The sequence below is a fragment of the Streptomyces sp. 15-116A genome (assembly GCF_025290915.1).
Lineage (GTDB): Bacteria > Actinomycetota > Actinomycetes > Streptomycetales > Streptomycetaceae > Streptomyces.
Genome location: NZ_JAOCQE010000225.1, coordinates 1 through 10,906, shown reverse-complemented (window position 1 = coordinate 10,906; position 10,906 = coordinate 1). Strand labels below are relative to the sequence as shown.

Annotated in this window: 10 protein-coding genes and 1 pseudogene; 8 read left to right on the top strand and 3 right to left on the bottom strand. The window is 71.6% G+C overall.

The genetic code is table 11. From position 1 onward, the window contains the following. Window positions 1–230: 230 nt before the first annotated feature. The 3 genes from N4P33_RS26960 (at window position 231) to N4P33_RS26950 (ending at window position 4,186) form a co-directional block, all read left to right on the top strand. Entirely contained in the window at window positions 231–932 is a 702-nt protein-coding gene (locus N4P33_RS26960) for a response regulator transcription factor (RefSeq protein ID WP_313904594.1), read from the top strand. Between the two features lie 241 nt (window positions 933–1,173). Continuing rightward, a complete protein-coding gene (locus N4P33_RS26955) occupies window positions 1,174–3,114 on the top strand; it encodes a 2-oxoacid:acceptor oxidoreductase subunit alpha (RefSeq protein WP_260829386.1) in 1,941 nt (646 codons plus the stop codon). Then, a complete protein-coding gene (locus N4P33_RS26950) occupies window positions 3,107–4,186 on the top strand; it encodes a 2-oxoacid:ferredoxin oxidoreductase subunit beta (protein ID WP_260829385.1) in 1,080 nt (359 codons plus the stop codon). Before N4P33_RS26955 ends, N4P33_RS26950 begins: the two co-directional genes overlap by 8 nt. A gap of 33 nt (window positions 4,187–4,219) precedes the next feature. Here the strand turns inward: N4P33_RS26950 and N4P33_RS26945 are convergent, their stop codons facing one another. Next, window positions 4,220–4,621, bottom strand: coding sequence for a helix-turn-helix domain-containing protein (locus N4P33_RS26945; protein ID WP_260829384.1), 402 nt, complete (start codon window positions 4,619–4,621; stop codon window positions 4,220–4,222). 100 nt (window positions 4,622–4,721) lie between these two features. Here N4P33_RS26945 and N4P33_RS26940 point away from each other — a divergent pair, with 100 nt between their 5' ends. The 3 genes from N4P33_RS26940 (at window position 4,722) to N4P33_RS26925 (ending at window position 7,793) form a co-directional block, all read left to right on the top strand. Continuing rightward, window positions 4,722–5,576 (top strand): SDR family oxidoreductase, encoded by an 855-nt coding sequence (locus N4P33_RS26940; protein WP_260829383.1) that lies wholly within the window; start codon window positions 4,722–4,724, stop codon window positions 5,574–5,576. Window positions 5,577–5,757: 181 nt separating this feature from the next. Beyond that, complete coding sequence (rarD, locus tag N4P33_RS26935; RefSeq protein ID WP_260829382.1) at window positions 5,758–6,777, top strand: EamA family transporter RarD; 1,020 nt, start codon at window positions 5,758–5,760, stop codon at window positions 6,775–6,777. Between the two features lie 308 nt (window positions 6,778–7,085). Then, on the top strand, window positions 7,086–7,793 hold the full coding sequence (locus N4P33_RS26925; protein WP_260829381.1) for a B3/4 domain-containing protein: 708 nt from the start codon (window positions 7,086–7,088) through the stop codon (window positions 7,791–7,793). Window positions 7,794–7,813: 20 nt separating this feature from the next. On the opposite strand, the gene N4P33_RS26920 is transcribed toward N4P33_RS26925, so the two are convergent. Next, on the bottom strand, window positions 7,814–8,437 hold the full coding sequence (locus N4P33_RS26920) for an ABATE domain-containing protein (RefSeq protein ID WP_260829388.1): 624 nt from the start codon (window positions 8,435–8,437) through the stop codon (window positions 7,814–7,816). Between the two features lie 36 nt (window positions 8,438–8,473). Here N4P33_RS26920 and N4P33_RS26915 point away from each other — a divergent pair, with 36 nt between their 5' ends. Together N4P33_RS26915 and N4P33_RS26910 are read left to right on the top strand one after the other, a co-directional pair. Continuing rightward, entirely contained in the window at window positions 8,474–8,947 is a 474-nt protein-coding gene (locus N4P33_RS26915; protein WP_260829380.1) for a VOC family protein, read from the top strand. Window positions 8,948–9,126: 179 nt separating this feature from the next. Beyond that, window positions 9,127–10,074 carry a M28 family metallopeptidase gene (locus tag N4P33_RS26910; protein WP_260829379.1) on the top strand — a complete coding sequence of 316 codons (948 nt, stop codon included), beginning with the start codon at window positions 9,127–9,129 and terminating at the stop codon, window positions 10,072–10,074. 16 nt (window positions 10,075–10,090) lie between these two features. On the opposite strand, the pseudogene N4P33_RS26905 reads toward N4P33_RS26910, so the two are convergent. Next, window positions 10,091–10,906, bottom strand: a pseudogene (locus N4P33_RS26905) (tetratricopeptide repeat protein); the annotation flags it as partial.

Genomic DNA, 10,906 nt, shown 5'->3' with positions numbered 1-10,906 from the left:
CTGGCGCGTCCGCGCCCCGCACCCTGCGAGTGACCTATTTCGCGCCAGACCGAGGACGGACACCACCGACCCGGCCCCGACTCACCCACCCACCCTGGGCGCTACGCGCACCCCCACCGGAGGGACAGTGGCGCCGCAGGCATCCACCCACCGGACCCGCACCCGGACCCGCACCCGCACCCGCGCCGAAGCCTCCGCATCCGTGCTCCGATGCTGGGATGCTGGACCCCATGGTTACGGGGACATGGGGGGACGAGATCGTGGAGGACAAGGTGCGGGTGGTCATCGCCGAGGATTCCGTGCTGCTGCGGGAGGGCCTGACCCGTCTGCTGACCGACCGGGGCCACGACGTCGTCGCCGGCGTGGGCGACGGCAACGCGCTGATCAAGACCATCACCGACCTCGACGCCCAGGGCGAGCTCCCCGACGTCGTCGTCGCCGACGTCCGCATGCCCCCCACCCACACCGACGAAGGCGTCCGCGCGGCCGTGCAGCTGCGCAAGGCCCACCCCGGCCTCGGCGTCCTCGTCCTGTCGCAGTACGTGGAGGAGCGCTACGCCACGGAGCTGCTCGCCGGTTCCAGCCGCGGCGTCGGCTATCTGCTCAAGGACCGGGTAGCCGAGGTACGTGAGTTCGTGGACGCGGTGGTACGTGTGGCCCAGGGCGGTACGGCCCTGGACCCGGAGGTCGTCGCGCAGCTGCTCGGCCGCAGCCGCAAGCAGGACGTACTCGCGGGACTCACCCCCCGTGAGCGGGAGGTCCTGGGCCTGATGGCCGAGGGACGCACGAACTCGGCCATCGCACGGCAGCTGGTGGTGAGCGACGGCGCCGTCGAGAAGCACGTCAGCAACATCTTCCTGAAGCTCGGCCTCTCCCCCAGCGAGGGCGATCACCGCCGCGTACTGGCCGTCCTCACGTATCTCAACTCCTGAGACCCCCGACCGGCCGAACCGCGACCCGACCGTGCGGCGTCTCCACAGAAGAGACCCGCACGTCGCCGCACCACCCCTGTCCAGGCACAACCACCGAAGATCGACGCGCCGACATATCTCAAAGCCACGTCCAAAATGCGAATCACCCAAGGAAGGCGACCCTTACGGACGTAGGGTTGATCCCGGGAGGACCTGCGGGAAGGTCCGGCCCGGACAGCCGCCTCGAGGGAGGTCCAGTTCAGTGACCAGCCAGGTCAGCAGCCCAGCGGAGCACGCCGACGCAGCAGACGGAACGATCGTGGGAGAGCAGCGCACACCGGTGGCGGGGTCGAAGGACGTCCGCCGTCTGGACCGGGTGATCATCAGGTTCGCGGGGGACTCCGGTGACGGCATGCAGCTCACCGGTGACCGTTTCACCTCGGAGACCGCGTCCTTCGGCAACGACCTCTCCACGCTGCCGAACTTCCCCGCCGAGATCCGCGCCCCGGCCGGCACCCTGCCAGGCGTGTCGTCGTTCCAGCTCCACTTCGCCGACCACGACATCCTCACCCCCGGCGACGCCCCGAACGTCCTCGTCGCGATGAACCCCGCCGCGCTGAAGGCGAACATCGCCGACCTGCCACGCGGCGCGGAGATCATCGTCAACACCGATGAGTTCACCAAGCGGGCCATGCAGAAGGTCGGCTACGACACCAACCCGCTGGAGGACGGCTCCCTCGACGGCTACCAGGTGCACCCGGTGCCGCTGACGACCCTCACCGTCGAGGCGCTCAAGGAGTTCGACCTCACCCGCAAGGAGGCCGAGCGCAGCAAGAACATGTTCGCCCTCGGCCTGCTGAGCTGGATGTACCACCGCCCCACCGAGGGCACGGAGAAGTTCCTGAAGTCGAAGTTCGCCAAGAAGCCGGACATCGCGGCGGCGAACATCGCCGCGTTCCGGGCGGGCTGGAACTTCGGCGAGACCACCGAGGACTTCGCCGTCTCCTACGAGGTCGCCCCGGCCGCCACCGCGTTCCCGCCGGGCGTGTACCGCAACATCTCCGGCAATCTCGCCCTGTCCTACGGGCTGATCGCCGCGTCCCGCCAGGCGGACCTGCCGCTGTTCCTCGGCTCGTACCCGATCACCCCGGCCTCGGACATCCTGCACGAGCTGAGCAGGCACAAGAACTTCGGCGTGCGCACCTTCCAGGCCGAGGACGAGATCGCCGGCATCGGCGCCGCCCTCGGCGCGGCCTTCGGCGGCTCCCTCGCCGTCACCACCACCTCCGGCCCCGGCGTGGCGCTGAAGAGCGAGACGATCGGCCTGGCCGTCTCCCTGGAACTGCCCCTGCTCATCGTGGACATCCAGCGCGGCGGCCCCTCCACCGGCCTGCCCACCAAGACCGAACAGGCCGACCTGCTCCAGGCGATGTACGGCCGCAACGGCGAGGCCCCGGTCCCGGTCGTCGCCCCGCGCACCCCGGCCGACTGCTTCGACGCCGCCCTGGCAGCCGCCCGGATCGCCCTGACCTACCGCACCCCGGTGTTCCTGCTCTCCGACGGCTACCTGGCCAACGGCTCCGAACCCTGGCGCATCCCCGACCTGGAGGAACTGCCGGACCTCCAGGTGCAGTTCGCACAGGGCCCCAACCACGCCCTGGACGACGGCACCGAGGTGTTCTGGCCGTACAAGCGGGACCCGCAGACCCTGGCCCGCCCCTGGGCGGTCCCCGGCACCCCCGGCCTGGAGCACCGCATCGGCGGCATCGAGAAGCAGGACGGCACGGGCAACATCTCCTACGACCCGGCCAACCACGACTTCATGGTCCGCACCCGCCAGGCGAAGATCGACGGCATCGACGTCCCCGACCTCGAGGTCGACGACCCGCACGAGGCCCGCACGCTGGTGCTCGGCTGGGGATCCACCTACGGCCCGATCACCGCCGCCGTGCGCCGGCTGCGCACCGCCGGGGAGTCCGTCGCGCAGGCACATCTGCGGCACCTCAACCCCTTCCCGAAGAACCTCGGTGAGGTCGTCAAGCGCTACGACAAGGTGGTGATCCCCGAGATGAACCTCGGTCAGCTCGCCACGCTCATCCGGGCGAGGTATCTGGTCGACGCCCACTCGTACAACCAGGTCAACGGCATGCCGTTCAAGGCGGAGCAGCTCGCAAAGGCGCTGAAGGAGGCCATCGATGGCTGAGACGACCAGGGAAGGCACGGGCACGATCGAGGCGCTTTCCCTCGTCCCGAAGGCCGAGGGCAGGCAGTCCATGAAGGACTTCAAGTCCGATCAGGAAGTGCGCTGGTGCCCCGGCTGCGGCGACTACGCCATCCTGGCCGCCGTGCAGGGCTTCATGCCCGAGCTGGGACTGGCCCGCGAGAACATCGTCTTCGTCTCCGGCATCGGCTGCTCCTCCCGCTTCCCGTACTACATGAACACCTACGGGATGCACTCCATCCACGGCCGCGCCCCCGCCATCGCCACCGGCCTCGCCGCCTCCCGCCGCGACCTGTCCGTCTGGGTCGTCACCGGCGACGGCGACGCCCTGTCCATCGGCGGCAACCACCTCATCCACGCCCTGCGCCGCAACGTCAACCTCAAGATCCTCCTCTTCAACAACCGGATCTACGGCCTGACCAAGGGCCAGTACTCCCCCACCTCCGAGGTCGGCAAGATCACCAAGTCGACGCCGATGGGCTCGCTGGACGCACCGTTCAACCCGGTGTCCCTCGCCATCGGCGCGGAGGCGTCCTTCGTCGCCCGCACGGTCGACTCCGACCGCAAGCACCTCACCGAGGTGCTGCGCCAGGCCGCCGCCCACCCGGGCACGGCGCTGGTGGAGATCTACCAGAACTGCAACATCTTCAACGACGGCGCCTTCGACGCCCTCAAGGACCGGCAGCAGGCCGAGGAGGCGGTGATCCGCCTGGAGCACGGGCAGCCGATCCGCTTCGGCGCCGAGAGCGCCAAGGGCGTCGTACGCGACGCGGCCACCGGTGACCTCAAGGTCGTGACCGTGACGCCGGACAACGAGGCCGAGGTCCTGGTCCACGACGCGCACGCCGCGTCGCCGACCACCGCGTTCGCGCTGTCCCGCCTCGCCGACCCCGACACCCTGCACCACACCCCCATCGGCGTGTTCCGCTCCGTCGACCGGCCCGTCTACGACACCCAGATGGCCGACCAGCTCGACACCGCCATCGAACAGCACGGCAAGGGCGACCTGGCCGCGCTGCTGGCGGGCGGCGACACGTGGACGGTGGTCGGCTGACGTCCGGAGGTCGTCGCACACGACGGCGTTTCGCTACGAGGCCCGGTCCCCCGCGGTCCGGGCCTCGTCGTATGCCTCACGGGCGCGCTCCACGTCCGCCATCCGCCGCTCGGTCCACTCCGCCAAGGTCCGCACCTGCTCGGCGGCCTCGCGGCCCAGCTCGGTGAGGGAGTAGTCGACGCGCGGCGGAATGACGGGGTGCGCGTCGCGGTGGACGAAGCCGTCGCGCTCCAGGGTCTGGAGGGTCTGCGTGAGCATCTTCTCGCTGACGCTCCGGCCGATCCTGCCGATCTCCCGGCGCAGCTCGCTGAAGCGGTACGGCCGCTCCAGCAGCGCGATGAGCACCAGGACGCCCCAACGACTGGTGACGTGCTCCAGGACCAGGCGATAGGGGCACATCGCCTCGCCGTCACCGCTCAACCTGCTTACCGTCATGCCAGTACCTTACTTTGAAGTGGGTACTTACTGAAAGAGAGCGACATTCCTAGGGTGAGTGAGCAGCCAAGCTACCCCCCATGCGAGGAGAGTCCTGATCATGAGCTTCGTCGTCACCGGCGCCACCGGAAAGCTCGGCCGCCACGTCGTGGAGCAGTTGCTGGCGAAGGTCCCGGCCGACCGCGTCACCGTCGTCGTGCGTGACGCGGCCAGGGCCGCCGAATGGGCGGCGCGCGGCGCGCGGGTCGCGGTCGCCGACTACAACGCGCCGGAGAGCTTCGACGGCGTCTTCGCAGCCGGCGACCGGGTGCTTCTGATCTCCGGCAACGAGTTCGACAAGGGCCGGGTCCAGCAGCACAAGGTGGTCATCGACGCCGCCCGGTCCGCCGGTGTCGCCCTGCTCGCCTACACCAGCGCGCCCGGCAGCCTCACCGCCGCGCTCGCCGACGACCATCGCGGCACGGAGGAGGCGCTGCTCGCCTCGGGCGTGCCGTACACGCTGCTGCGCAACGGCTGGTATCACGAGAACTACACCGAGAACCTGGCCCCGGTGCTGGAGCACGACGCGGTGGTCGCCGCAGCCGGTGAGGGCCGGGTCTCCTCCGCCGCCCGCGCCGACTACGCGGCGGCGGCCGTCGCCGTGCTCACCGGCGAGGGGCACGAGAACGCGACGTACGAGCTGGGCGGCGACGAGGCGTGGAGCTTCGCCGAGTACGCGGCCGAGCTGAGCCGGCAGACCGGGCGGGAGATCGCCTACACGCCGGTCGCGCCGGAGGCGCTCACCGGCATCCTCACCGGGGCCGGTGTGCCCGGTCCGCTGGCCGGGATCCTCGCGGGTGTCGACGCGGCCATCGCGAAGGGTGAGCTGGTCGTGGACAGCGGAGATCTGTCCCGCCTGACCGGCCGCCCGACCACGCCGCTCGCCGACGCGATCGCCGCGGCGCTCAAGGGCTGACCTCCGCGTACGGCAGGGACTCCCGCCACCCTCGCCTGTCATGACCGTATGGCGATACGGGCATGACAGACGGGGGTGTCCGGCGTTACCGTCGTCCGGACGAGCTTCGCTCGGGAAGAACACGAGTCGCGCTCGCGAGGAACACGAGTCGCGCAGGGGCGTCAGGCAAGAAGGAGGGCCCGTGACCGGGACGTCGGCCGCCGAGCGGCGCATAGGACTGCTGAACGGCTTCGCGGCGTACGGGATGTGGGGTCTTGTGCCCCTGTTCTGGCCCCTGCTCAAGCCGGCCGGGGCCGTGGAGATCCTGGCCCACCGGATGGTCTGGTCGCTGCTCTTCGTCGCCGCCGCGCTGCTCGTCGTACGGCGCTGGGCGTGGCTCGGTGAGCTGCTGCGGCAGCCGCGCAAGCTGGCGCTGATCACGGTCGCCGCGTCGGTGATCACCGTGAACTGGGGTGTCTACATCTGGGCGGTGAACTCCGGGCATGTGGTCGAGGCGTCCCTGGGCTACTTCATCAACCCGCTGGTCACCATCGCGATGGGTGTGCTGCTGCTGAAGGAGCGGCTGCGGCCCGTGCAGTGGGCGGCGGTCGGGATCGGCGCGGCGGCGGTGCTCGTCCTCACCGTCGGGTACGGCCGGCCGCCGTGGATCTCGCTGTGCCTCGCCTTCTCGTTCGCCACGTACGGGCTGGTGAAGAAGAAGGTGAACCTCGGGGGCGTCGAGTCGCTGGCGGCCGAGACCGCGGTGCAGTTCCTGCCCGCCCTCGGCTATCTGCTGTGGCTGAGCGCGCAGGGCGACTCCACGTTCGCCGCCGAGGGGGCGGGGCACGCGGCGCTGCTCGCCGCGACCGGCATCGTCACCGCGCTCCCGCTGGTCTGCTTCGGCGCGGCCGCGATCCGGGTGCCGCTGTCCACGCTGGGGCTGCTGCAGTACCTGGCCCCGGTGTTCCAGTTCCTGCTCGGCATCCTCTACTTCAAGGAGGCCATGCCGCCGGAGCGCTGGGCCGGTTTCGCCCTGGTCTGGCTGGCCCTGACGCTCCTCACCTGGGACGCCCTGCGCACGGCCCGGCGCACGGCCCGCATGCTCGCGGCCCAGCCGAAGGCCATGCGGGCCGGCCTGCCCACCCGCCCGGTGACTGCGCCCGCCGACACGGAGAGCGTGCCCGCCGCCCCGGAGACCAAGTCGCTGGAAGCCAGGCCGTAGAGCTGCCCTACGCCGGGCCCGGGGGCAGGTGCACGGTCATGATCAGGTGGCAGGGCGCGGGCGCCCGCGCCGCGACAGGCGTGGGCGGTGTGGGCGTCGAAGGTGGCGGTCTGTCCGGCGGCGACGGAGCACTCGGTGCCGTCGACGACGACGATCATCTCGCCCGCGGTGACACTGACGGTCTCGGTCACCTGGACGCGCCCACCGCCGCCCAGCAGAGGCGCCGCCTGGACCGCATCGGCGCCTGGAGAACCACTGACGCCACCACCCCAGCCCGCCCTCACCGGAACGGAACCGACCCCCTCGCCATGACCAGCTTCCGCATCAGCCCCGCCGTCGCCGACGCCTTCCCCGACACCCTCATCGCCGTCGTCACCGCCGCCGGTCTGCGCGGCGGCGAGCCCTGGCCCGCCACCACTGCCGCCCTCGAAGATCTGGAGGCCCGGCTCGCCGACGGCGTCTGGCAGCCCGCCGACGAGAGCGACCCGCGCATCGAGGCGTGGCACACCGCCTACCGCTCCTTCGGCACCAACCCGCGCCGCATCCGGCCCAGCGTCGACGCCCTGGGCCGCCGCCTCGCGAAGAGGGGCACCCTGCCCCGGATCAACCCGGCCGTCGACTCCTACAACGCCGTCTCCGTACGCCATGGCCTGCCCGCCGGGGCCTTCGACCTCGACCACGTCACCGGCGACATCGGCATCCGCCACGCCGACGGCAGCGAGACCTTCACTCCGCTCGGCGAACCCGGCACCACCGAGAACCCCAGGCCCGGCGAGATCGTCTACGCCGACGCCACCGACGTGCTCACCCGGCACTGGAACCACCGCGACGCCCACCGCACTCGCGTCACCGAAGCCTCCACCCGTGTCGCCTTCGTCCTGGAGACCGTCGCCGCGACCCGCGACGGGCACCTGCTCAAGGCGGCGGCCGAGGACCTCCAGGCCCTGCTCCAGCCGCACTGCGAGCAGAGCACCGTGCACTACCTCAGCCCGGCACACCCCGACGCCACCGTCTGACCACCCCTGGGGTGGCCCGCCTACTCACCCCCGTCAGTGCCGGCGTCGGGCCCGCGGCGGGCCCGGTGGGCGCGGACCTTCTCCCTGTTGCCGCAGTGTTCCATCGCGCACCAGCGGCGGCGGCCGGGGCGGGACGTGTCGACGAAGAGCAGGTGGCAGTCGTGGGCGCCGCACTCGCGGATGCGGGTGGCGCAGGGGCCGGTGAACAGGTCGATCGCGTCGCGGGCCACGGTCGACAGCAGCTGCGTACCGGTGGCGCCCGGGGCCCAGGAGCGGGTGCCGTCCGCCTCCAGGCGGGCGGCGAGCGGGGGCTCGGCCGCGGCCGCGTTGACCAGGGCGAGGTGCTCGGGCTGGAGCGGGCGGCCGTGGGCGCGGGCGGCGGTGAGGAGGAACAGGGCGTCGCGCAGCGCGCGGGCCCGCCGCAGTTCGGCCTCGTCGACGGTGAGGTCGAGACCGTCCGCGAGTCGGCTGCGGCCGGCCCAGGTCACGAGGTCCGCCGGCGTGTGCAGCACTTCGAAGCGGGCGTAGGCACCGGGGCCGCCGGTCGGCAGCAGCTCCAGGCACAGGGCGCCCGGGTCGAAGCGGTAGGGCGTCCCTTCGTGCGAGATCAGGGTGAGACCGGGGGCTTTTCCCGGCGTTTCCATTGCACGGCCACTCACGTAACCACTATAACCGGTTACATGACACAGACACCGGCATCGCCCGCTCCCCTGCACTGGAAGCTCGTCATCGACGCGGGCGACCCGCACGCACAGGCGGACTTCTGGGCCGCCGCACTCGGCTACGTGGTCGAGGACAACAGCGCCCTCATCGAGAAGCTGCTCGACGCCGGCGTCGTACCTCCCGAGATCGTCGTCGAGCACCACGGCCGCCGCGCCTTCCGGGACCTGATCGCCGTACGGCATCCGGAGGACCCCGTCGAGGAGAGCAGCGGCACCGGCCTGGGGCGGCGGCTGCTGTTCCAGCGGGTCCCGGAGGCCAAGACGGTCAAGAACCGGCTCCACCTCGATGTGCACGCGGGCAAGGGGCGCCGGGAGGCGGAGGTCGAACGGCTTGAGCAGCTCGGCGCGAGCGTGCTGCGGCAGGTGCAGGAGCCCGGCGGGACGTGGACCGTGATGCTGGACCCGGAGGGCAACGAGTTCTGCGTGCAGTGACCAGGGAGCACCGCGCGGCCCACCGTGGACACCACCCTTCCGATATGCGTAACGGCCTGTCCTGATATCGCTCTTGACGGAGAGTCAGACCACCATCACCATCCAGGCACCCACTTCACTGTGGCGTGCCTGTGGGCACCCCGACCCACGGGCTTCCCCAAGGAACTCGGAGCCCCCACATGAAGCTCTCCGTTTCCACCCGTGCGGCGGCGGCCGGTGCCGTCGCCATGGTCACCCTCCTTGCCGGCGGCACCCTCGCCGACGCGGCGACCACTCCCTCGCGCCTCGCCGCCGCCCCCGACATCCCCGTGGGCAACGTCAAGGCGCATCTGACCCAACTGCAGTCCATAGCCACCGCCAACGGCGGCAACCGCGCCCACGGCCGCCCCGGCTACAAGGCGTCGCTCGACTATGTGAAGGCCAAGCTGGACGCGGCCGGATTCACCACCACCGTCCAGCAGTTCACCACCTCCGGCCGCACCGGCTACAACCTGATCGCCGACTGGCCCGGCGGCGACCCGAACCAGGTCCTGATGGCGGGCGCCCACCTCGACGGCGTCTCCTCCGGCCCCGGTATCAACGACAACGGCTCCGGCTCCGCCGCCGTACTGGAGACCGCGCTCGCGGTCGCGCGGGCCCAGTACCGGCCCACCAAGCATCTGCGGTTCGCCTGGTGGGGCGCGGAGGAGCTCGGGCTGGTCGGCTCCCGCTACTACGTCAGCCGGCTGGCCACCGGGGACCGCGCCCGGATCGACGGCTACCTCAACTTCGACATGATCGGCTCGCCGAACCCCGGGTACTTCGTCTACGACGACGACCCCGCGATCGAGAAGACCTTCCAGGAGTACTTCACCGGCATCGGCGTTCCCACGGAGATCGAGACCGAGGGTGACGGGCGCTCCGACCACGCCTCGTTCAAGAACGCGGGCGTGCCGGTCGGCGGTCTGTTCACCGGGGCGAGCCGCACCAAGTCCGCGGCGCAGGCGGCGAAGTGGGGCGGTACGGCGGGCCGTGCCTTCGACCGGTGCTACCACTCCTCCTGCGACACCACCGCCAACATCAACGACACGGCGCTGGACCGCAACAGCGACGCGATCGCGTACGCGGTGTGGGAGCTGTCGGCGTAACGTCCGCGCGTAACTCTCAGCCCCGCCGGGCTCGTTCGGCCAGCCGGCCCATGCGGGCGCGGGCGGACTCCAGTTCCTCGATCTCGTCGGCGGCCGCACCGCCCTCGGCGGCGAGCTCCGTCCACAGCGCGATGAGTTCGCCGCCGAGTTCGAGTCCGGGCTCCGGATCGCGCACCGCCCGCCAGGCGGTGGCGGCGCTGCGGACGTTGCCGTAGGCGGCCTCCGCGTCGCCGGTACGGCGGCAGATCGCGGCGAGGTCGAGGGAGAGCCGGAAGGCCCGCAGCGGTTCACCGGCCAAGTAGGCGATGTACGCGGTCAGTTCGCCGAGCCGGAGCACCTCCGGGTGCTCCGGTCCCAGCGTGGCCGACGCCTCGGTGACGGTCTGCTCGGCCAGGCGCGCGGCCGTGTCGATGCGGCCGGCGCGCACCGCGTCGTTGATCCGCCCCATGGGCTCGGCCAGATGCGCCTCGCCCGGCGCGGCGAGGGGTTCGTCCCCGAGGACCGCCTCGGCCACGGCGTCGAATCCGCGGGGCGGCGTCGGCTTGGGGTCGCCTCCGAGGTCGACGTCCGGCTCCGGGCGCGGCCCGGTCTCGGGTGCCGGCGCCGGGTGGGGCCGGGCGTCCATGGGCGGCGGCGGCCCGAACGCACCCGTCGGCGGCACGACGGTACCGGGCGGCACGGCATCCACGGGCGCGGGCAAGCGACGCAGCCGGAAGGTGGGCGCGGAGTCACTGGGAACCTGCGGCTCGGGCACGGCGCGCAGGGGGAAGGTCGGGGCGGCGTCTCGTACGGGGGCGGCGTTCCGGGGCGGGGCCGGCTCGGGGTCGGTGGG

What these genes read in the sequence shown, in the direction of transcription:
- N4P33_RS26915 (WP_260829380.1), top strand. Translation starts at nt 8,474, where the DNA reads ATGACACAGACACCGGCATCGCCCGCTCCCCTGCACTGGAAGCTCGTC.
- N4P33_RS26950 (WP_260829385.1), top strand. Translation starts at nt 3,107, where the DNA reads ATGGCTGAGACGACCAGGGAAGGCACGGGCACGATCGAGGCGCTTTCC.
- N4P33_RS26920 (WP_260829388.1), bottom strand. Translation starts at nt 8,437, where the DNA reads ATGGAAACGCCGGGAAAAGCCCCCGGTCTCACCCTGATCTCGCACGAA.
- N4P33_RS26960 (WP_313904594.1), top strand. Translation starts at nt 231, where the DNA reads ATGGTTACGGGGACATGGGGGGACGAGATCGTGGAGGACAAGGTGCGG.
- N4P33_RS26940 (WP_260829383.1), top strand. Translation starts at nt 4,722, where the DNA reads ATGAGCTTCGTCGTCACCGGCGCCACCGGAAAGCTCGGCCGCCACGTC.
- N4P33_RS26910 (WP_260829379.1), top strand. Translation starts at nt 9,127, where the DNA reads ATGAAGCTCTCCGTTTCCACCCGTGCGGCGGCGGCCGGTGCCGTCGCC.
- N4P33_RS26925 (WP_260829381.1), top strand. Translation starts at nt 7,086, where the DNA reads ATGACCAGCTTCCGCATCAGCCCCGCCGTCGCCGACGCCTTCCCCGAC.
- N4P33_RS26945 (WP_260829384.1), bottom strand. Translation starts at nt 4,621, where the DNA reads ATGACGGTAAGCAGGTTGAGCGGTGACGGCGAGGCGATGTGCCCCTAT.